The organism is Sulfurivermis fontis, from assembly GCF_004001245.1.
Taxonomy (GTDB): domain Bacteria; phylum Pseudomonadota; class Gammaproteobacteria; order Thiohalomonadales; family Thiohalomonadaceae; genus Sulfurivermis; species Sulfurivermis fontis.
Genome location: NZ_AP018724.1, coordinates 1,366,341 through 1,386,708, shown reverse-complemented (window position 1 = coordinate 1,386,708; position 20,368 = coordinate 1,366,341). Strand labels below are relative to the sequence as shown.

Below are 20,368 nucleotides of genomic sequence, written 5' to 3'. Positions count from 1 at the left end.
CCTTCTTCCCCGTTGCGGGGCGGGTTTCAAGCGGCCAGACGATACATCACCACAGGATGCGCAGAGCGCAGCGTGCCCATCATCGCGCCCCCTGCCAGCGGCTAAAAACTCCGCGCAAACCGCAGCATGAAGCCATCGCGTCCGCCGCCGTAGGCCAGCACGCCGATGGTGCCGGTTTTGTCCACGTAAAAATCCGCTCCGCCCCAATACGTGGTCTTGTCCTCCAGCTTCAGGCTGTGCGTGTAACTCAACGTGCCGCTGGCCACCTCGTCGCCGCGGAGATCGGCATGGCGCGCGCCGACCAGCAGGTCGATGCGGCCGGCATGCAGCACCAGTCCCGCCGACACGCCGGCATCATCCCAGTCCAGCTCGGTCGACTGGCCGTTGTTACTGCCGGATACCGTCAACAGGCCGTAATCCGCCCCCAGCCAGAGGTCCAGATAGTCGCTGCGCAGCGGCCAGGCGCGCAACGCCACGCCGAAAAACTCGCCCGCCGGATTCATCCCCTGCGTCGCCGCATTGCCGTCCTGCGTCACGCTGGCGTGGGCGATCTCCAGACTGCCCTCCAGAGAGTCGCTGTAGCGGCTGGTCAGGGTGAAACCGATCCGCCCCACCCGCGTATCCACATCCGCCGCGCCGCTGCGCAGCGTCATCTCGTCACGCTGAAAGTAGAGCGCGGCATGCAACTCCTCGGCCTGCAACGGCAGGCAGGCACTGAACAGCAAAAGAAATACAGCGAGACGCAAACGGGACATGGCTTTCTCATGACAGGGAGTGTGTCGCCCATTGTGCACCAAATTAAGACCTATGGCAGCGGCAACGATCATGCGCGTGCAACCTATGGGCAATTGAACGCTGGGGCATTATCATGCGGATGGCACCACGCTGAATACTCCCCGGATATCCTCCATGCCGCGCGACAAGCAAGCCCGCACCCTGGCCCTGATCTTCCTGCTGTTTAGCCTGGCGATCCTCACCACCGGTTTGGTGAGCTATGGCCAGCAGGCCGCCCATCTCAAGCGGGTCCATCTCGATGAGATGGAGGCAGTGGCGGAGCTTAAGGTCGGCATCATCACCGAATGGCTGGCCGAACGCCGTGCCAATGTCGCCTCGGCCAGCGGCAATCCCACCATCGCCACCGCCCTGGCGCAATGGAAGCACAACGGTGACAAGACCGCGGAGGAGCACCTGCTCGGCTTTCTGCACAATTTCCGTGAGTCCTACGATTTCGCCAGCGCCGAATTGCTTGATCTGGACGGCACCCGCCTGCTCGGCGCAGGCGATGTCATGCCGCAAATGTCGGAAATGCGCCAATTCGCCAAGGAAGCGGTGGACACCGGCGCGGTCAGGATGGTCGACCTGCACCTGCACAAGGAAGACGGCTCCATCCGCCTGGGCCACGTCGCCCCCATCTTCGTCGCCACCGACACCGATCGACGCGCCATCGGCGTGCTCTTCGTCGGCCTGCGGGCCGAGTCCCATCTCTACCCACACATCCGGCGCTGGCCGCGTCCCAGTGCCACCGGCGAACTCGTACTGGTACGCCGCGAGGGGAATGAAATCGCCTTTCTCAACCCACTGCGCCACCACTCGGACACGGCCTTCCACCTGCGCTGGCAAGTGGCCACGGAAGAACTGCCCGCCGCCATTGCCATCCGGGCCGGCGCCCAGCCGGTCAGCATGACCGGCATCGACTACCGCGGCGTCCGCACCCTGTTTGTCGGGCGGGCCGTCCCCGGCACGTCCTGGATCCTGATAGCCAAGATGGACGAAGCGGAGGCGCTGGCCGAACTCAACCAGCTCGCCCTTACCACCGGCGGCATCATGGCTCTGACCCTGGCCGCCACCCTGGCATTCCTCAGCACCCTGTGGCATCGCCAGCGCCTCACCGCCGCCGAGGCCGAGGCCACACTGTCCCGCGCGCTGAAGGCGAGCGAGGAGCGCTATCGCATCTTCTTCCAGAATTCCCGCCTGCCCAACCTGCTCATCGATCCGGCAGATGGCCGCATCATCGACGCCAACAAGGCGGCCAGTACCTACTACGGCTACGACATCGACCAGCTGCGCACCATGAAGATCACCGCCATCAACACCCTGGCACCGGAAGACATCCGGGCCGAGATGGAACGGGCGCGCAGCGAAAACCGCAACCACTTCAACTTCCGCCACCGCCTCGCCAGTGGCGAAATCCGCGATGTCGAGGTCTACTCCGGGCCGCTCGATATCGACAGCCAGCGCCTGCTCTACTCCATCATCATCGACGTCACCGACCGCAAGCGCATGGAACGCGAACTCGAGGAGATGGCCACCACCGACGCCCTCACCGGCCTGCCCAACCGGCGCCATTTCCTCACCCGGCTGGAAGAACAGCTGGCGCGCCTCGATCGCGCGGTCACCCCCTGCGCCTCGGTGATGATGCTCGACCTGGACCACTTCAAGAAGATCAACGATACCTACGGCCATGCCGCCGGCGACGCCGTCCTGCGCCACGTGGCAAAACTGATGCGCGACAACATCCGCAAGATCGACATCCCCGGCCGCATCGGTGGCGAGGAATTCGCCATCCTGCTCCCCGGCATCGGCCCCGCCGAGGCGCGCGTCACCGCCGAACGCCTGCGCGAAACCATCGCCGCTACGCCGGTGGCCCTGGATGACGGTGAATCGCTCCTCCTGACCATCAGCATCGGCATCTCGGAAATATTGCCCACGGACAACCGCATCGACGCACCGCTGACACGCGCCGACGCGGCGCTCTATCGCGCCAAGGAAAGCGGCAGGAACCGGACGGTTGTTGCGGAGGAGATGGGGTAGCGAGGGCGAAGGATTTAGGGAAGGTCTGAACAAGTCCATCTTGGACTTCTCAGACCACGCCAATCGAAAAGTGTGATTTTCGATTAGCTTCAATTTCCAACGACTTATCCTCGTTGGAAAATGGCGGCACAGGGATTCAGCCGACCGAAAAGCGCGTAGCGATTTTCGGTCGGCTGGAACCCACTGTTAGCAACTACAGCTTAAGGCCATCCATGATTATCTCTTTGCGCACAACAATACAATTAGTACCGGATGGGATGAGGTAAACATGCACTCCATTGTGGTTCAATGCGCCAACCTCCTTGTTCACCTCGCCTTTATATTCAGCACCTTTGAACTCTTGTGCGGCAGCAAGGCATGATTTATTAAATTGAATTATTTTCTCATACTCGACATAACATTGGCCTGTTGGCACAGGAGTTACGTTAAGGTTTGTAACGATAGCTCCATCGCTATAGTTTCGCTCAATAACCGCGCTGAACGCTTGCTTGTCTGGATTGTCGGAGTTCCAAACGCTGTGTACGCCCGCATTGCCATCCCCAATCAAAAAGTTCGCAATCTTTTCAATCGCAGGCATGCAGCGCTTGACCCCTGCCTCCCGTGCTTGCTTGACCACTACGTTTTCAGCGCTAACTGTGGTTGCAATGACACACATGGCTACTGCACATCCTAATTTTCTCACTACTATCTCCTTTCTGGTTGCTAACGTAGAAGTGAGGGGCATGACGCCGATAGTGGCGGAGCATCCCTCTCGACAGATGGGTTAGTCCGCTTTATTTGCTTTGACAGGTTTTCCTTGTTCTTCCATGAGCGCTGCAAACTTGGCCCACGAGAGACGATGTTTATTGACGGAATTACCTGATGGCAACCACTCAACATTCCCCTTGCTGATGAGCAGTGTTCCGAGTTTTTTCCCATTGCTCTTCACTTCAAGTATCACATCTTTGTGAAGTATGAGTTTGTTATTGATGTCCATTGAGACTTCATGAGCCATTTGCGGTACTCCACTTCTCTGGTGATTAATGCTGTGATGAGGGCTTACAGTGTATTAGGCCGACGCCGTACTATTGGTAATAGCACCGCTACGGCCTATCACATTAATTGGCTTACGGCGACGCAGGCCATTTCTGATAAGAAACCAACAAGTTGCCTTCATTTGCTCATCCGTTAGCCGGATACTGCCAAAGCCCTACCCCACTGTCTGCAGGCAGAGCCCTACACAGCTTCGAGTTCGTCGGGGTGGGGTTGAGAGTCACGTCCATGTGCCCGGCGGTCAGCTTGCTGCGGCGCAGTATTTCGACAGCAGTTGCGGCGCGGCGCTGTAGACGATGCCGCGGTCTTCGATCAGGTAGGCCTCCTGTTCCTCGCCCTGGACCCAGGCGGGGATGAGGAAGTTGGCGAGGTAGCCGTAGCTGTCCCAGTGGGAGATGGAGGCGTCGACGCCGGCGATCTCGGCGAGGCATTTGGCGACCTTTTCGCTGGTGGCCTGGTCGAGCTTGCGGTCGTGCTTGAGCCAGGCCTGGAACAGGTCCTTGCCGTATTGCACGACGAGGGCCGGTTCGAAGCCTTCGACGCGGAGTTTGCTGAGGCGGGCGTTGTCGAGGCCGCCGAGCAGGGTCATGCCGTGTTCGCCGTGGGGGCGGATGAGGACGGCGTGGCCGGCCTGGTTCTGTTCGCGCAACAGGTCGACCAGGCCCCAGAGCTGGGTGAGATAGAGGCCGTCGTGGGCCAGGGTGGAGCCGCTCTTCTTGCGCGTGGCGACATCGAAGCGGGCGATGCCCATGGCGAGGATCTGCCGCTCGATGATGTCCTGCTGATGGATGATACGGCCCATGCTTGCCCCCGAGTGTCTTGTTGTTATGGAGTGCTGTTGTACCACGCTGCCGACTGAACGGCATCTGCCTTGAAACTGCCTGTCACTCCTCCCCCGTGTGCGGGGGAGGCCGGGAGGGGGCGCAGACTTCGGCAACGCCGCATCGCCCCTCCCCGGCCCTCCCCACGTTGTGGGGAGGGAGTATCGGATGTCCTGCCTGTCTCATCCCCGCAATGTGGGGAGAGAGCAACAGACAGCCCCACCATCAGCGATACGAAATACCGCTCGTCGCTCCCCTCATCCCGGCCTTCTCCCTGAGGGAGACGGAGAAACAGGGCACTGGCCCTGCCGTCGGTCCCCTGTTCCGGCATGGCGGCCTGTCGTGGGTCATTAAGGCGAAAATCCGCGGTTCGATCAAGCCCTTTCTTCGTCCGTTGCGTATGTTGGGCTTGTGCACGATGTCGGGCTGGCTCGCGAATACGATTCGCTCCTGTGGATCATGGCGGGCTATATGGACGCCTCCCGTTTGCCAAGGGCGATTTTGGTGTGTTGGGACAGATAGGCTGCAGTTCTATATCCGGCCTGTTGTGCAGGAATAGACCTGCTGGCCCTGATGGAATCCGCTGACCCGCGCCTCATTCTCCTGAAGGACTCGAAGTCCTTACCGCCATACAGGTTTGGCGGGTCACGGTCTGACCTGTTTGCCATCACACTTTATCGACCTTGCGCAACCTTTACGGCGGCCACTCCTTTCTTCAAAGTGGTTGATACACTCGTCAGGCACCTATGCCGGCTGACTGACGAATCCCTTTTGGTACGTCCGTTCATGGGCGAGTATCGCCCAGATCGTTCGCGCCATCTTGTTGGCCAGGGCCACGACCGCGACATTCAGCGGCCGGCGCTGGCGTAATTTCGTGACCCACGGGCCGGGGTCTTTGGCGTGGGTCAGCACGGATCGCGCACCGTGAATCAGCAAGGTGCGCAGGTAGGTGTCACCGCGCTTGCTGATGCCGAGCAGTTTGATGCGCCCACCAGTGCCCACCTGTCGCGGCACCAGGCCGGCGAAGGCGGCGAACTCTCGCCCCGACTTGAAGGCTTTGGCGTCGCCCATGATGGCGACCGCCGCCGTGGCGGTCAGCGGCCCGACACCAGGAATTTCAGCGATTCGCTTGCAAGCTTCGTCTTGCTTGAGCCACAGCTGGATGCGCTGCTCGATGGCGGCGATTTCCCCATCCAGCTTCTCGATGCGCGCCCATTGCTCGCGCAACGTATCGATCACCATTGCCGGCAGCCGGTCTTCCAGTCTGGCCAAAGCCGCAGCAATTCCCTTCCTGACCCCCGCTTTGCCCTGCGGCATCACTTCACCGTATTCGGCGAGCAACCCCCGCAGGCCGTTAATCTGCGCGGTGCGGAACTTGACCAACTGGCTCCTCATGCGGTGCAGCGCCAGGATGGCCTGCTGTTCTTCCGTCTTGATCGCCACCGCCTTGACGTGCGGCTGCTGCACCGCTGTCCAGATCGCCCGCGCGTCCTGCCGGTCGTTCTTGTTGCCGGTGACGAACGGCTTCACCGCCTTGCCTGGCAGGAGCTTGACCTGGTGGCCCAGCGCCGTGAGTTTCCTCGCCCAGTGCTGCGCACCGCCGCAGGCTTCCATCCCAATGAGGCATGGTTGCCGGTTAGCGAAGTGTTCGAGGAACTTCTCGCGCTTGAGCTGCAGGCTCACGATCTCTCCGGTCTCCATGTCGATCCAGTGCAACTGAAATACCCGCTTGGCGATATCCACGCCAACGACCGTTTTGCTACCATTCATTTCGGACCCTCCGGTTTGCCTGTGAAGACCTTCAGTATCTTCCACCTTGGGCACTTCGATGCCGTCGGCCCGTGAGGGTCCACCTTCATCCCACCCACACCGCAAAGCTATCCACGGCGCCGGGCGCCGCAGGTCCCTCCATACCGAAGACGGCCAGCGCGCCGGATAACTCGTGTTCAGCGCTCACGGGGTGGGAGGCGTCCATTCAATTCTCCGCGATGCCGTTTGCCCCAGCCCATTCCTCGTCAGAGTCGAATGCCGGGATTTGTACGCCGCTTCAGGCGGGGTCGCGAATACGACTCGCCTACAAATTTGCGTGGGGCTCGCGGAACCGTTCCAGCACCCGCAGCAGGGCGGCGGCCTTGTCCAGGCTTTCCTGATATTCCTCGGCGGCGGTGGAGTCGGTGACGATGCCGCCGCCGGCGGCGAAGCAGACACGGCCCCGGCTGTGCACCAGGGTGCGGATGGCGATGTTGGTGTCCATGCTGCCGTCGAAGCCGATGTAGCCGATGGCGCCGCAGTAGACGCCGCGACGGTGCGGCTCCAGTTCTTCGATGATCTCCATGGCGCGGCGCTTGGGCGCGCCGGTGATGGAGCCGCCGGGGAAACAGCCGCGCAGCAGGTCGAGGGCGTCGCGCCCAGCGGCCAGTTCGCCGCTCACGGTGCTGACCAGATGGTGGACGGTGGCGAAACTCTCCACGGCAAACAGCTGCGGCACCTGTACGCTGCCGGGCGCGCAGTTCTTGCCCAGGTCGTTGCGCAGCAGGTCGACGATCATCAGGTTCTCGGCCCGATCCTTGGGACTGGCGCGCAGGGCCTCGGCCTGCGCCCGATCCGCCTGCGGGTCGGCAAGGCGCGGCCGCGTGCCCTTGATGGGCCGGGTCTCCACCTGCCGGCCCTGCACGCGCAGGAAGCGTTCCGGCGAGGCGCTCAGCACCTGCCCGAAGGGAAAGTTGAGCCAGGCGGCAAAGGGCGCCGGGTTCTCGCGCCGCAGCGCGACATACAGCGCGTAGGCATCGCCCGCCGCCGCCGCGCAGAAGCGCTGCGCCAGATTGACCTGATAGCAGTCGCCTTCGCGCAGGTAGTGCTGCACGCGGGCGAAGGCCCGCGCATAGGCCGCCTCGGGCAGGTCGCTGCGCGGCGCTTCACGCACGGTGAACGCGCCGGTGGCGGCCGCCTGACCGCTCAGCGCCTGCCACTGATGCAGCGCCATCTCATCACCGCTCAACCAGCAGCGCCGCGCCGCGTGATCGACCACCACCGCCCAGTCATAGATGCCCACCGCCATCTCCGGCAGGGCCAGATCGTCTTCCGCCTGGGCCGGCAGCGCGTCGAAACGCCGCGCCAGGTCGTAGCCGAAATAGCCGACGGCGCCGCCGCCGAAGGGCGGCACCGCCGCACGCGGCCCCGCCTCGCCGAGCGCCCGGCGCAACAGGTCCAGCGGGTCGTCGCCGCTGTAGCTGCAACGGCCGTCGCGGCAGATCTCGGTGCTGTCGCCGCGGGTGATCAGGGTAATGCGCGGCGCCGCCACCAGGATGTCGTAGCGATCGCGCCCGGCGCTGTCCAGCCACTGCGCCCAAGGCAACGCAGCGAGCGGACGGAACAGGGCCGGCACATCGTCGGGATACGGCAGCGGATAACAGTTCGGCGGCATCACGTTTCGGATACGGGCGTTTGGGAGGCAGGTGCGTATGTTAGAGGATTCTTATAGCTGAATGATAAATGTCACAAATACGCCCGACGATAACGCCGGTTGTCATGCCACCTACGAGGTATAGGCCGTCACTTCGCAAGTCTCTATAAAACCATCTTGATGTAAATCAAGGTAGGGAAGTCAGTTATTTAACTATAACGTCAACCGGCCATAGCAGTCTCGATGGCGTCCAGCGGTAACAACAAACCGGCGGCCAAGGAGGAATCATAATGAGTGAAACCTTTACAAAAAGCATGGCCAGAAACATATACCTGGGGGGGAGTGTGTTCTTCATCCTCCTGTTTCTGGCCTTATCGTTCGACACACTAGGAGCACTACCCAAGCGTGATAATCGTCAGAATCTCACGGCGAAGGTAGCCATGGGCAAAATGGTATGGGAGGAAAACAACTGTCTGGGTTGCCACACCCTGCTGGGTGAAGGCGCCTACTTCGCACCGGAACTGGGTAATGTCTACACCCGCTTCGGTGGCAGCAAAGATGCCATCATCGGCTTCATCAAGAGCCGTCCGGCGGAAGGCATTCCGGGCCGGCGCAGCATGCCGCAGTTCAACCTTTCCGACGAAGAATTGGATGCCGTGGCTGAATTCCTGAAGTACACCTCGGAAATCAACAGCGCCAACTGGCCGCCAAACGTCCAGGGTTAAGGGGGAGACGACGTCATGCAATATTCATCTCAAGCTGTTGCCAAGCCCTATTTCATCGCCGCCATCGGCCTGTTCATAGGGCAGATACTGTTCGGCCTGATCCTGGGCACGCAGTATGTCATCGGCGATTTCCTGTTCCCGGAAATCCCGTTCAACGTCGCCCGCATGGTCCACACCAACCTGCTCATCGTTTGGTTGTTGTTCGGCTTCATGGGCGCGGCCTACTACCTGGTGCCTGAAGAGGCGGAGCGTGAGTTGTTCAGCCCCAAGCTGGCCATCGCCATGTTCTGGATATTCCTGGTGGCAGGTGCCCTGACCATCCTCGGCTACCTGCTGGTGCCGTACTCTGGTCTGGCGCAGATGACCGGTAATGCCTTGCTGCCCACCATGGGACGCGAGTTCCTGGAGCAGCCGACGATCACCAAGATCGGTATCGTAGTGGTCGCCCTGGCCTTCCTCTACAACATCGGCATGACCATCATCACCGGCCGCAAGACCGTGGTGAACATCGTACTGCTCACCGGTCTGACCGGTCTGGCCGTGCTGTTCCTGTTCTCCTTCTACAACCCCGCCAACCTGGTACTGGACAAGATGTTCTGGTGGTGGGTTGTGCACCTGTGGGTGGAAGGCGTCTGGGAACTGATCATGGGCTCCATTCTCGCCTTCGTGCTGATTCGCCTGACCGGCGTTGACCGCGAAGTGATCGAGAAGTGGTTGTACGTGATCATCGCCATGGCCCTGATCACCGGTATTGTCGGCACCGGTCATCACTACTACTGGATCGGCACCCCGGAATACTGGCAGTGGTGGGGCTCCATCTTCTCCGCCCTGGAACCGATTCCGTTCTTCATGATGACCGTGTTCGCCTTCACCATGGTGAATCGTCGCCGCAAGGAACACCCGAACAAGGCGGCCACCCTGTGGGCGCTGGGCTGTGCGGTGATGGCGTTCCTCGGCGCCGGCGTGTGGGGCTTCCTGCACACCCTGGCCCCGGTGAACTTCTACACCCACGGTTCGCAAATCACCGCTGCCCACGGTCACATGGCCTTCTACGGCGCCTATGTGCTGATCGTGATCACCATGATCTCCTACGCCTGGCCGCATCTGCATCACAAGGCTCCGGCTGCCAACGGCCGTGCCCAGCTGATTGAGATGTGGTCGTTCTGGATCATGACGATCTCCATCGTGTTCATCACCCTGTTCCTGACCGGCGCCGGTATTCTGCAGGTCTACCTGCAGCGCGTCAGCGACACCCCGCTGCCGTTCATGGTGGTACAGGACAAGATCGCCCTGTTCTACTGGCTGCGTCTGTGGACCGGCGTGATCTTCTTCGTGGGTCTGTGCCTGTATGTGTACAGTTTCTTCGCGAAGGAAAGCAAATCTCTGGCCTCCTCATAGTGGAGCTCTTATGGGGGGCGCTTGCGCCCCCCTTTTTTTTCGCCGTCGCCCTCCGCACGCCCCGCGTGCCCGAATTCAGCCTGACCATGACGGACTCCGTGCAGAAACCTCACAGCGATTCACTCCCCGGCGATTTTGCCATCTGGATCTTCATCTTCGCCGAGCTGCTGGTGTTCGGCGTGTTCTTCCTGGCCTATGCCTTTGCCCGCGCCAACAACGTCGAGCTGTTCAACGAATCGCAGGTCCACCTCGACCGCCTGTCCGGTGCCGTCAATACCGTGGTGCTGCTGACCAGCAGCTATTTCGTGGTTCGTGCCGTCGCCGCCATCCGCACCGGTGACAGCCGCCGCTGTGGTCACTGGCTCGGTGCCGCCATCGCCATGGGCGGCGTGTTTCTGGTGATCAAGATGTTCGAGTTCGCCGCCAAGTTCAGCGCCGGCATCTCGCTCAGCACCAACACTTTCTTCATGTTTTACCTGTCACTGACCTTTTTCCATTTCATGCATGTCATACTCGGCATGGTGATCCTCGCCGCCGTGCTGCTCAAGGCGCGCGGCGGCGGCTACAGCGCCGCCGATCACACCGGCGTCGAGACCGGTGCCTCCTACTGGCACATGGTCGATCTGGTGTGGCTGATCCTGTTCCCGCTGGTCTACGTGATTCATTGATCCATGACGACGACACCACGCCTCCGCCCCTGCACCCTCATCTGGCTGGTGCTGCTCGCCCTCACCGGCCTGACCTGGTTCATCGGCCAGAAAGGCACCACTGGCCTCGGCATCGTCTCCTTCGTGCTGGCGGTGACGCTGTTCAAGAGCCAGATGGTGGCCGACCACTTCATGGGCCTGAAACACGTGCGCCCCTTCTGGCGCGGCCTGGTGTTCGGCTATCTTGTAGTGGTATGCAGCCTGATCGGTGTGGCGTATTACGTCAGCCTCGGCTAACGACATTCGGAGGAAACCCATGACCAGGTCCGCACTGCACCGCGATGCTGCCACCGGCGAACTGCCGTTCTATCAGCCGCAGGGCGATGAGGTGGCCCTGTTCGAATACGCCTACAACAATCAGCTGCCGGTGCTGATCAAGGGGCCCACCGGCTGCGGCAAGACGCGCTTCATCTCCTACATGGCGGCGCGGCTGGGCCGTCCGGTCTACACAGTCTCATGCCACGACGATCTCACCGCCGCCGATCTGGTCGGCCGCCATCTCATCGGTGACGGCCAGACCTACTGGCAGGACGGCCCGCTCACCCGCGCGGTGCGCGAGGGCGCCATCTGCTATCTCGATGAAGTGGTCGAGGCGCGCAAGGACACCACGGTGGTGTTGCATCCGCTGTCCGACGATCGGCGCATCCTGCCCATCGAGCGCACCGGCGAGCTGCTGCAGGCGCCGCCGGAGTTCATGCTGGTGGTGTCCTACAATCCCGGCTACCAGCACCTGCTCAAGGGCATGAAGCCGAGCACGCGCCAGCGCTTCGTCGCCCTGCGCTTCGACTACCCCGATGCCAAGACCGAGCAGGAGATCCTCATGGGCGAGGTCGGTATCGACGCCCATCTGGCGGCGCGGCTGGTGAATCTGGCACAGTCGCTGCGCAAGCTGCAGGATCACGACCTGGAGGAAGGCGCCTCCACCCGCCTGCTGGTCTACACCGCCACCCTGATCAAGAACGGCTGCGATCCCCTCGCCGCCTGCCGCGCCGCCCTGGCGGAACCGCTGAGCGACGATCTCGAAACAGTGCAGGCGCTGATGGAGGTGGCCGAGGCCAGCTTCGGACGCTAAACAGCGGGAGCGATAAGGCGGTCACTACCACCAGAACGGCGGCATGAGTCGGAGTGAACCCAAGAAGCGCTGACGACAAACCATCACGAAAAGCTCTTTCATCGCAGGCCCGCCTTTAGCCCCCCGAACATGGCCGCTGAAACACTACACATCCTGCGGAATTTCTTGCCTACCGCAAAATAGCCGACAGAATTGATATAGATCAGCGCACTTCCCCCGTGACACCGGCTACAAGAGGTGTAGAGATAAAGATATACAGGAGGGAGTGCGTTGCACGCACGGCCACGGGTTCAGGTGCCGGTTTCATGTCTCTCTTATCCCGCTCATCCGCGGAGGTTCCCGCATGAATGCACAGACCGATTCCGCTCCCGGCCAGGGCATAGCCGTTGCCGCCGAGGCGCTGTATCTCGCCAACCTGCTGTTGTTGCCCGGCCTCTGTTTTCTGGCGCTGCTGTGGCTTTATTTCCGCTACCGCATCACCGCTTCCGCCCTCGCCCGCTGTCACCTGCGCCAGACCGTGGCCGCCAGCCTGTGGGGCGGCGTGATCCTGGTGATCGTCAACGCCCTGATTCTGCTTGGCGGCGGCTGGCAGTCGGCCCATGTCTGGATGTACGTGATCATCTATTTCACCGTCGGACACAGCAGCCTGATCCTGCTCGGCATGGTGGGGCTGGCCAAGGCCATGGCCGGCAAGTCCTGGCGTTATCCGCTCCTGGGACTGCGTTGTGACTAGACTTCAGGATCTGCGTCTGTGGACGCGCATCGCCTTCTTCGCCCTGTTCGTGCTGGCGCCGCCGCTCGATCTGTTCCGCCTCGATCTCAAACTCGGTCATTTCATCCTGTTCGGCCAGCACTGGACCCTGGGTCTGGATGCCTTCCTGCGCGGCGAGGCCGGTATCGGCCATGCCTTCCTCAATCTGCTGCTGCGCGGCTTTCTGCCCATCGCCCTGATCATCGGCACCGGCGTCTGGGTGTCGTGGAAATACGGCCGCCTCTATTGCGGCTGGTTGTGCCCGCATTTTTCGGTGGTGGAAACCATCAACGCCCTGATGCGCCGCGCCTTCGGCCGTCCGACGCTGTGGGAACGTCATGCGCTGCCCGAATACCTGCCCGACGGACGCCATCTTTCGCCCAATCCCTTGTACTGGATCGCCGTCGGCCTCGCCATCGTCGGCTTCGCCTTCCTGTGGGCCCTGTCGCTGCTGACCTATCTGTGGCCACCGTTCGAGGTGTACGCCAACCTGTGGCACGGCGAGCTGACGCGCTTCCAGTTCATCTTCCTCACCGCCGCCACCATCGTGTTCGTCATCGAATTCCTGCTGGCACGCCATCTGTTCTGCCGTTTCGGCTGCGCCATCGGCCTGTTCCAGAGCCTGGCCTGGATGGCCAACAAGCGCGCCATGGTGGTGGGCTTCGAGCGCGAGCGGGTCGATGCCTGCGTCGATTGCGACGCCGCCTGCGACAACGCCTGCCCGATGCGCTTGAAGCCGCGCTCCACCAAGCGCCACATGTTCACCTGCACCCAGTGCGCCCGCTGCCTGCAGGCCTGCGATCAGGTGCAGAAAGACAATCCGCAGGGCCCACTGCTGAAGTGGGTGCAGGGCAAGGGCGCCCTCGATGTCTCCGCCCGTGACTTCGGCAAGAAGGGCGAATGAGTTTTTCTTGCCGCTTGAAACCTGTAACTTGAGACTGATTTTCTATGGAAGAATTCGTCGGCAAACTGTGGCACAAGCTCATCTCGCGCGCGGCGGACCAAAGCCATGCGCAGGCAGCGGTATCGCTGAATGAAATGCGCACCGCCGTCGGCATCCTGTTCCGCGCCCTCGGCGGCGACGGCGGTCTGCGCGTGGAAACCGCCACGGCCACCGAACACGGCGCACGCCGCCGCTGGCTGCAGCGCATCGCCGGCAGCGGCACTGCCGTGGAGCTGGCCTGGCGTGATGGCGAGACACTGCGCCTGCCGGCGCAGGTGGCCCTGTTCCCCGAACGCGGTCTGAATCGCGATCTGTATCTGTGGCTGGCCGCCCTGGCGGCCAGCGCCGACGATGAACAGAATCTGCCGCGTCCCTGGCTGGCGCGCAATCAGGTACTCACCAAACGCGTTCTGAAACGCTATCCGGGCCTGCAATCGCGCTATGCACGCCTGTGCGCGGCACAACTGGCCCTACGCCCGACGCCTGACACACTGAAGCCGGATGAAGCGGCCCAGGAACAGGCCATACAACAGGCCCTGCGCGATCCGGGCAGTGTCGTCACCCTGCCGCCGGCACGCAGGGCGCCGCAACCGGTGTATCTGTGGCTGCACCCCTCGCCACCGGGCCAGACGGCCGTGGGCGGCAGCGACGACGACGATGCCGATGAGAGCGGCGGCAAGACCAGCGACGAGGAAACACGCAAGCGTCATGGCGAGCGGGTGGACGCCACCGAAAGGGAAGCCGGTCTGATCGCACTGCGCATGGAAAACCTGCTTACCTGGGGCGAGTTCGTCAACGTCAATCGCGCCACCGAGGAAGACGAGGACGGTAGCAGCGCACCGCTGGAAATGGAGACCCTGAGCATCACGCGCAACAAGCGCACCGTCGCCAGCCGCCTGCGCTTCGATCTCGACCTGCCGTCCAGCGAATACGACGACCATGCCCTCGGCGACGGCATTCTGCTGCCGGAATGGGATTATCGCCAGCGCGCCCTGCTCAAGGACTATTGCCTTCTGCAACCGATGCTGGCCCGCGATGTCGTGCCGCTGGAGCTGCCGCCGCACCTGCGTCGCACGGCCCAGCACCTGCGTCGCCAGTTCGAGGCGCTGACGCAGAACCGCACCTGGCTGCGCGCCCAGCCCGACGGCAGCGAGATGGACCTGTCCGCCTGGCTCGAGTTCGCCGTGGCACGCCACAGCGGTCATCCGATCCGTGAGCAGGGCCTGTACCGCGACTTCCGCAACAATCAGCGCGACCTCGCCTGCCTGCTGCTGGCCGACCTGTCGCTGTCCACGGATGCCGCGGTCAACAATGAGCAGAAGATCATCGACGTCATCCGTGACAGTCTGTTCCTGTTCGCCGAGGCGCTCTCCGCCGTCGGTGATCGCTTCGCCATGTATGGCTTCTCTTCGCGCAAACGCGAGCACGTCCGCTTCCATACGCTGAAGGACTTCGACGAGCCATATGACGGCGCCATCCGTGGCCGCATCCAGGCCATACGCCCGGGCTATTACACACGCATGGGCGCGGCACTGCGTCAGGCGAGCCGTCTGCTCGGCAGGCAGCCCGCAGGCCGCCAGCTGCTGTTGCTGCTCACCGACGGCAAGCCCAACGACCTCGACCACTACGAAGGCCGCTACGGCATCGAGGACACGCGCCAGGCCCTGCACGAGGCGCGCGAGGCCGGCCATTACCCCTTCTGCGTCACCATTGACCAGCACGCCGGCGACTATCTGCCGCATCTGTTCGGTCCCGGCAATTACGTCGTCATCCGCCGTCCCGACGAACTGCCGCGCCAGCTGCCGCTGCTCTACGCCCGCCTGACCGGCAACTGACACACCCGGCAGCCATCACACCCCAAGCACGCCAGCATACATCGCGCATTTGCCCACACAGGCAAAACAGCAAATCACCAGATTCACATGCACTAATGTGTGCACACAAAATGTTTTCGCACGATTTCCGCCGTAATTGATATTTCTTGTCCGGGGACTACGGTTTGACCTATGTCAAAGCCCGCACCCCATGGGCCTGTTAAAAAATGACGACCGATTCAATAGGAAATCATGATGGCAGGCACCTTCTGGCAAACCTTCAGCGCAGCCCCCCACCGCATGATGATGTTCGGCGGCGCGGTGCAGCTCGTTGCCGTGCTGCTGTACTGGAGTATCGAACTGTTCGGCCGTTACACCGGCGTGTGGCCGGCACCGGCGACGCTGCTGCCTGGTATCTTTGCCCATGCCTTCCTGATGATCTACACACTGTTTCCGTTCTTCATCTTCGGCTTTCTCATGACCACCTATCCGCGCTGGATGAGTGGTACAGCAGTACCTCCTTCGTGGTATCAGACGGCATTCCTGCTGTTGACCGGCGGTGTGATGCTGTTCTATGTCGGCCTGTTCCACTCGAAGGCACTGCTCAGCGCCGGCGTGGCGCTGCTGCTCGCCGGCTATCTGACGGCGATAACCGCCCTCTGGCGCGTCTACCGCACCGCACCGGCCAAAGACAAGTTCTATGAAACCTGCCTCAACGCCGCACTCACCGCCGGCACCATCGGCGTAGCAGCGTTTCTGCTCTGGCTGCTCAGTGATGTCCCGTTCTGGCTGAACCTGTCGCTGCAGGCGGGCCTGTGGTGGTTCCTGCTGCCCATTGCCGTCAGCGTCAGTCACCGCATGATCCCCTTCTTCAGCGTATGCGTGCTGCCGGATTATCAGGTGTATCAGCCGAAGCTGACCCTGCTGCCTATGCTGACGTTTCTCGCGCTGCACGGCGTGCTGGAGCTGCTAGCACTGCACCGCTGGCTGTGGCTGGTGGATTTCCCTTTGTTGCTCCTTGCACTGCTGCATAGCTGGCAGTGGCAGTTCAAGCGCTCGTTCGCAGTACGCCTGCTGGCCATCCTGCATGTGGCCTTTGCCTGGCTGTCCGTCGCGGCGGCGCTGTATGTGATCAACAGCATGGCGCTGTTCTTCAAGTTCGGGCCCGTATTGGGACGCGCGCCGCTGCACGCCATCGCCATCGGCTTCCTGCTCTCCATTACCCTGGCCATGGCCAGTCGTGTAACGCTGGGGCACTCCGGCCGTGAACTCCGGGCCGATACCACCACCTGGGTATTGTTCTGGGGCCTGTCAGGCGTCGCAATATTGCGAATTGTCGCGGAATTGCCTCTTGGTCCGCACTTCAACCTGCTCGCGGCGCTGACCTGGTTGTGCATTGCGATGGTCTGGTCCGGAAAATACGGTGTCATCTATCTGCGTCCACGACTGGACGGAAAACCGGGTTGAACATCATGACCATTCATCATCCACTCAACAAGGCTCTCATCCATCCACAATCCTCTACCCCAAGGAACGCCGCCATGCATACCAAAGAACGTGACACCTGCTGCCCCACCCCGCGCTCTTCGCGCCGCAAGAGCAATGTCGTGGAGTGCGAGTATTGCGGCCTCTACGGCATGTGCCAGGTGGCCGGGCTGGAAGCCCCGGTGCCCGCTCTCATCGATGAAATCGTCGGCCGCCGCGAGCCGGTGGCCATCGGTCAGAATGTGATTACCGCGGGCACGCCCTTTGGCGAGATCTATGCCGTGAAATCGGGCTCCTTCAAGACCTATCTCACCCTTGCCAACGGCGAGCAGCAGATCATCGACTTCTACTTCCCCGGTGAGCTGATGGGGCTGGAGGGACTCAGCAGAGGCACCTACCCCCACATGGTGGAGGCACTGGAGGCCAGCAGTGTGTGCCGCCTGGATTTTGCCAAGGTGAATCTGCTGGGCGAGCGCCTGGGCGAGTTTCAGCAGCAACTCATCAACGCCTTGAGCAAGCGCACGCGTCAGGATCAGTGGGTGCCGTTGCTGATGGGGGCACAGAACGCCGAACAGCGCACAGCGACCTTTCTGCTCAGCCTGTCGGCACGTTTCGCAGAGCATGATCTGCCCAGCGTGCGCTTCAAGCTGCCCATGTCCCGCCACGACATCGCAAACTACCTTGGGCTCGCTGTGGAAACCGTCAGCCGCATGTTCCAGCGCTTCCAGACCATGGAGTTGCTGGAGGTACACGGCCGGCATGTGGAACTGCGCGACATCGATGCGCTGCGCGTGATCGCGGGCCTCAATAGCATCGATGCGACATGAGATATGCCGCACAAATGACACATAAATTGCGCAATGTCATGAATATTGCACTATTGTCCTACTACTCATAGCAGCAGGTTTGACAGCGATAAATTTTTTTACTGATCCAATTGATACACATCAAGGCCGTAGGTCTTTTAGCTGAGTAAAAAAGTCACAGAACGAACGAGGACTTTTTGTCACGGACTTTCCACAACCCGCAGGGGGCAACAACCATGTCAAGGAAACTGAAGCTAAGCAGGACCTACTCAGCCGTACTTTCCGCATTGCTCGTTGGTGGAGCAATCACCTTCAGCGGCCAGGCCGCAGCCGCAGCGGCTGCCGGTCCCTCGCTGTCCGAAGCCGATTTCGAGCGCGCCAAGCTGCTGTACTTCCAGCAGTGCGCCGGCTGCCATGGCGTACTGCGCAAGGGTGCCACCGGCAAGAACCTCGAGCCGGTCAACACCAGGAAGCTGGGCCAGCAGCGCCTGGAACGCATCATCGCCTTCGGCACCGAGGGCGGCATGAACAACTTCGACGGCATCATGTCGAAGGCCGATATCAAGCTGCTCGCCACCTACATCCAGATGGAGCCGCCGGTTCCGCCCGAGATGTCCCTGGCCCAGATGAAGGCACGCACCAAGGTCCATGTCCCGCTGAAGGACTACCCGACCAAGCCGCTGCACGGCCGCAACTGGGAGAACTTCTTCGTCGTCATCGAGCGTGACGTCGGCAAGGTCGCGGTCATCGACGGCGACAAGAAAGAGGTCGTCACCCACATCCCCACCGGCTACGCCGTCCACGTGTTGAAGGCCCTGGAACACAATCATGCTGTCCATCCGGAGAATCCGAAGGACGTGGGTCGCTTCTGGTACACCATGGGCCGTGACGGCAAGGTGACCAAGATCGACCTGTGGCAGACGCCGGACAAGATGCTGGTGGCGGAAACCCAGATCGCCTATGACGCCCGCGACATCGCCGTCTCCGGTGATGGCAAGTACGTGGTCGGTGGCGGTTACTGGCCGCCGCATTTCGTCATCATGGACGCCAAGACACTGGAACCCCTCAAGGTAGTGTCCTCCCGCGGTGTCAACGTCGATGGTGAATACGTCAACGAGTCCCGTGTCGCGGCCATTTACGACACCCCGCATGCCCCCACCTGGCTGGTGAACATGAAAGAGCTGGGCCAGACCTGGCAGGTGGACTACTCCGATATCGACAACCTGCGCATCGACAAGATCGACAACGCCAAGTTCCTGCATGACGGCTTCTTCGATCCGACCGGCCGTTATTTCCAGATCGCGGCCAACGCCTCCAACAAGATGGTGGTGATCGATTCCCAGGAGCGCAAGCTGGAAGCCATCATCGACACCGACAAGCGTCCGCATCCCGGTCCCGGTGCCAACTGGAACGATCCCAAGTGTGGTCCGGTGGGCGGCACGCCGCACCTCGGTGTCGGCAAGCTGACCGTCTGGGGCAACGATCCGATCAAGCACAAGGACAATGCCTGGAAGATCTGCTATGAGACGCCGACCGACGGCCCGGGCCTGTTCGTGCGCACCCATCCGAAGAGCGATTACGTCTGGGTCGACCAGACTCTGCATCCGGAGCCGGAAATCCAGCAGTCGGTCAAGGTCATCGACAAGAAGACCGGCAAGGTCGCCAAGACCATCCGCCTGACCAACACGGAAGGCTACGTGGCGGTGCACTTCGAGTTCAATGCCGACGGCAGCGAAGTCTGGGCCTCGGTCTGGAACCGCAAGGACTCCAAGACCGCCAACGGCGAAATTGTCGTGTTCGATGCCAAGACCCTGCAGGAGAAGACGCGCATCAAGGGTCTCTTTGCACCGACCGGCAAGTTCAATGTCCACAACCGCAGCAACCATGTGACCTGATGGCGTAGGCGCCAGGTAAGGCGGGATGAGCAATCATCCCGCCTTTTTTCTGCCGCCAATCGGTGCCGATGTCCGGGGGGAAATCGAAGATGGACAAGTTAAAGCAAAAAAATCAATTCTTTTCGCGCAAAGTGCTGTTCGGTACAACCATCGGCGCGGCACTGTTTTTCATGGTCGTAGGCGTCATCTTCTGGGGTGGCTTCAATACCGCCATGGAGGCCACCAACACGATGGAGTTCTGCATCTCCTGCCATGAGATGGAAGAAAACGTCTATCAGGAATACACGCACACCATCCATTTCACCAACCGCAGCGGCGTCCGCGCCACCTGCCCCGACTGTCACGTTCCGGATCCCTGGGTGCACAAGATGGTGCGCAAGATACAGGCGAGCAACGAGGTCCTGCACAAAATCCTCGGTACCGTCGACACACCGGAAAAATTCGATCAGCACCGCCTGCGCCTGGCGCAGAATGTCTGGCGTGCGATGAAGTCCACCGATTCCCGCGAGTGTCGCAACTGCCACGACTGGGATTCCATGAACCCGGAGAACCAGAAGCAGCGCTCCGCCAAGCAGCACATCTTCGCCATGGAGCAGGGTCAGACTTGCATCGACTGCCACAAGGGTATCGCCCACAAGAAGGTCAACGATCAGCTGACCGACGCAGAGGTCGAGGCGCTGGAAAAACCCAATGCCGCCTACAAGC

18 protein-coding genes and 1 pseudogene are annotated in these 20,368 nt (G+C 61.5%); 13 read left to right on the top strand and 6 right to left on the bottom strand.

Annotation, left to right across the window (positions count from 1 at the left end):
* Positions 1 to 101: 101 nt before the first annotated feature.
* Positions 102 to 755, bottom strand: a complete 654-nt coding sequence (locus tag EP379_RS07155; protein WP_127477153.1) for a hypothetical protein — start codon at positions 753 to 755, stop codon at positions 102 to 104.
* Positions 756 to 909: 154 nt separating this feature from the next.
* On the opposite strand from EP379_RS07155, the gene EP379_RS07150 reads away from it, so the two are divergent.
* Positions 910 to 2,811: a sensor domain-containing diguanylate cyclase gene (locus tag EP379_RS07150; RefSeq protein ID WP_127477152.1), complete on the top strand. Its 1,902-nt coding sequence runs from the start codon at positions 910 to 912 to the stop codon at positions 2,809 to 2,811.
* 193 nt (positions 2,812 to 3,004) lie between these two features.
* Here EP379_RS07150 and EP379_RS07145 read toward each other — a convergent pair whose 3' ends face one another.
* From EP379_RS07145 to pabB, 5 genes are all read right to left on the bottom strand, one after another.
* Positions 3,005 to 3,493: a hypothetical protein gene (locus EP379_RS07145; protein ID WP_127477151.1), complete on the bottom strand. Its 489-nt coding sequence runs from the start codon at positions 3,491 to 3,493 to the stop codon at positions 3,005 to 3,007.
* A gap of 81 nt (positions 3,494 to 3,574) precedes the next feature.
* A complete protein-coding gene (locus tag EP379_RS07140; RefSeq protein ID WP_127477150.1) occupies positions 3,575 to 3,805 on the bottom strand; it encodes a hypothetical protein in 231 nt (76 codons plus the stop codon).
* Between the two features lie 279 nt (positions 3,806 to 4,084).
* Entirely contained in the window at positions 4,085 to 4,645 is a 561-nt protein-coding gene (locus EP379_RS07135) for a DNA-primase RepB domain-containing protein (protein WP_127477149.1), read from the bottom strand.
* A 763-nt stretch (positions 4,646 to 5,408) separates the two neighbouring features.
* Positions 5,409 to 6,434 (bottom strand): IS110 family RNA-guided transposase, encoded by a 1,026-nt coding sequence (locus EP379_RS07130; protein WP_127477148.1) that lies wholly within the window; start codon positions 6,432 to 6,434, stop codon positions 5,409 to 5,411.
* Between the two features lie 304 nt (positions 6,435 to 6,738).
* The gene (pabB, locus tag EP379_RS07125) at positions 6,739 to 8,088 is read right to left on the bottom strand and encodes an aminodeoxychorismate synthase component I (RefSeq protein WP_127477147.1); all 1,350 of its coding nucleotides are present in this window, start codon (positions 8,086 to 8,088) and stop codon (positions 6,739 to 6,741) included.
* A gap of 269 nt (positions 8,089 to 8,357) precedes the next feature.
* On the opposite strand from pabB, the gene EP379_RS07120 reads away from it, so the two are divergent.
* The 12 genes and pseudogenes from EP379_RS07120 to EP379_RS17010 form a co-directional block, all read left to right on the top strand.
* On the top strand, positions 8,358 to 8,792 hold the full coding sequence (locus tag EP379_RS07120; RefSeq protein ID WP_127477146.1) for a c-type cytochrome: 435 nt from the start codon (positions 8,358 to 8,360) through the stop codon (positions 8,790 to 8,792).
* Between the two features lie 15 nt (positions 8,793 to 8,807).
* The gene (locus EP379_RS07115) at positions 8,808 to 10,190 is read left to right on the top strand and encodes a cbb3-type cytochrome c oxidase subunit I (RefSeq protein WP_127477145.1); all 1,383 of its coding nucleotides are present in this window, start codon (positions 8,808 to 8,810) and stop codon (positions 10,188 to 10,190) included.
* An 86-nt stretch (positions 10,191 to 10,276) separates the two neighbouring features.
* On the top strand, positions 10,277 to 10,858 hold the full coding sequence (locus EP379_RS07110) for a cytochrome c oxidase subunit 3 family protein (RefSeq protein ID WP_127478859.1): 582 nt from the start codon (positions 10,277 to 10,279) through the stop codon (positions 10,856 to 10,858).
* A 3-nt stretch (positions 10,859 to 10,861) separates the two neighbouring features.
* Positions 10,862 to 11,134, top strand: a complete 273-nt coding sequence (locus tag EP379_RS07105) for a cytochrome C oxidase subunit IV family protein (protein ID WP_127477144.1) — start codon at positions 10,862 to 10,864, stop codon at positions 11,132 to 11,134.
* 19 nt (positions 11,135 to 11,153) lie between these two features.
* Positions 11,154 to 11,969: a CbbQ/NirQ/NorQ/GpvN family protein gene (locus tag EP379_RS07100; protein ID WP_127477143.1), complete on the top strand. Its 816-nt coding sequence runs from the start codon at positions 11,154 to 11,156 to the stop codon at positions 11,967 to 11,969.
* A 343-nt stretch (positions 11,970 to 12,312) separates the two neighbouring features.
* On the top strand, positions 12,313 to 12,702 hold the full coding sequence (locus tag EP379_RS07095; RefSeq protein ID WP_127477142.1) for a hypothetical protein: 390 nt from the start codon (positions 12,313 to 12,315) through the stop codon (positions 12,700 to 12,702).
* Entirely contained in the window at positions 12,695 to 13,624 is a 930-nt protein-coding gene (locus tag EP379_RS07090) for a 4Fe-4S binding protein (protein ID WP_127477141.1), read from the top strand. The genes EP379_RS07095 and EP379_RS07090 overlap by 8 nt, the downstream gene beginning before the upstream one ends.
* A 44-nt stretch (positions 13,625 to 13,668) precedes the next feature.
* Positions 13,669 to 15,498, top strand: a complete 1,830-nt coding sequence (locus EP379_RS07085; RefSeq protein ID WP_127477140.1) for a nitric oxide reductase activation protein NorD — start codon at positions 13,669 to 13,671, stop codon at positions 15,496 to 15,498.
* A 231-nt stretch (positions 15,499 to 15,729) separates the two neighbouring features.
* The gene (locus EP379_RS07080; protein ID WP_127477139.1) at positions 15,730 to 16,944 is read left to right on the top strand and encodes an NnrS family protein; all 1,215 of its coding nucleotides are present in this window, start codon (positions 15,730 to 15,732) and stop codon (positions 16,942 to 16,944) included.
* A 74-nt stretch (positions 16,945 to 17,018) separates the two neighbouring features.
* Positions 17,019 to 17,789 carry a helix-turn-helix domain-containing protein gene (locus EP379_RS07075; protein ID WP_172600409.1) on the top strand — a complete coding sequence of 257 codons (771 nt, stop codon included), beginning with the start codon at positions 17,019 to 17,021 and terminating at the stop codon, positions 17,787 to 17,789.
* A gap of 215 nt (positions 17,790 to 18,004) precedes the next feature.
* A complete protein-coding gene (locus tag EP379_RS07070; RefSeq protein ID WP_127477137.1) occupies positions 18,005 to 19,663 on the top strand; it encodes a nitrite reductase in 1,659 nt (552 codons plus the stop codon).
* 68 nt (positions 19,664 to 19,731) lie between these two features.
* Positions 19,732 to 20,301 (top strand): annotated as a pseudogene (locus EP379_RS17010) (NapC/NirT family cytochrome c); the annotation flags it as partial.
* Positions 20,302 to 20,368: the final 67 nt, after the last annotated feature.

Bases quoted from the DNA above. Each gene is read 5' to 3' on its own strand.
- EP379_RS07080 (WP_127477139.1), top strand. From the start codon at position 15,730: ATGATGGCAGGCACCTTCTGGCAAACCTTCAGCGCAGCCCCCCACCGC.
- EP379_RS07120 (WP_127477146.1), top strand. From the start codon at position 8,358: ATGAGTGAAACCTTTACAAAAAGCATGGCCAGAAACATATACCTGGGG.
- EP379_RS07075 (WP_172600409.1), top strand. From the start codon at position 17,019: ATGCATACCAAAGAACGTGACACCTGCTGCCCCACCCCGCGCTCTTCG.
- EP379_RS07155 (WP_127477153.1), bottom strand. From the start codon at position 755: ATGTCCCGTTTGCGTCTCGCTGTATTTCTTTTGCTGTTCAGTGCCTGC.
- EP379_RS07085 (WP_127477140.1), top strand. From the start codon at position 13,669: ATGGAAGAATTCGTCGGCAAACTGTGGCACAAGCTCATCTCGCGCGCG.
- EP379_RS07110 (WP_127478859.1), top strand. From the start codon at position 10,277: ATGACGGACTCCGTGCAGAAACCTCACAGCGATTCACTCCCCGGCGAT.
- EP379_RS07070 (WP_127477137.1), top strand. From the start codon at position 18,005: ATGTCAAGGAAACTGAAGCTAAGCAGGACCTACTCAGCCGTACTTTCC.
- EP379_RS07100 (WP_127477143.1), top strand. From the start codon at position 11,154: ATGACCAGGTCCGCACTGCACCGCGATGCTGCCACCGGCGAACTGCCG.
- EP379_RS07130 (WP_127477148.1), bottom strand. From the start codon at position 6,434: ATGAATGGTAGCAAAACGGTCGTTGGCGTGGATATCGCCAAGCGGGTA.
- EP379_RS07135 (WP_127477149.1), bottom strand. From the start codon at position 4,645: ATGGGCCGTATCATCCATCAGCAGGACATCATCGAGCGGCAGATCCTC.
- EP379_RS07150 (WP_127477152.1), top strand. From the start codon at position 910: ATGCCGCGCGACAAGCAAGCCCGCACCCTGGCCCTGATCTTCCTGCTG.
- EP379_RS07105 (WP_127477144.1), top strand. From the start codon at position 10,862: ATGACGACGACACCACGCCTCCGCCCCTGCACCCTCATCTGGCTGGTG.
- EP379_RS07095 (WP_127477142.1), top strand. From the start codon at position 12,313: ATGAATGCACAGACCGATTCCGCTCCCGGCCAGGGCATAGCCGTTGCC.
- EP379_RS07115 (WP_127477145.1), top strand. From the start codon at position 8,808: ATGCAATATTCATCTCAAGCTGTTGCCAAGCCCTATTTCATCGCCGCC.
- pabB (WP_127477147.1), bottom strand. From the start codon at position 8,088: ATGCCGCCGAACTGTTATCCGCTGCCGTATCCCGACGATGTGCCGGCC.
- EP379_RS07140 (WP_127477150.1), bottom strand. From the start codon at position 3,805: ATGGCTCATGAAGTCTCAATGGACATCAATAACAAACTCATACTTCAC.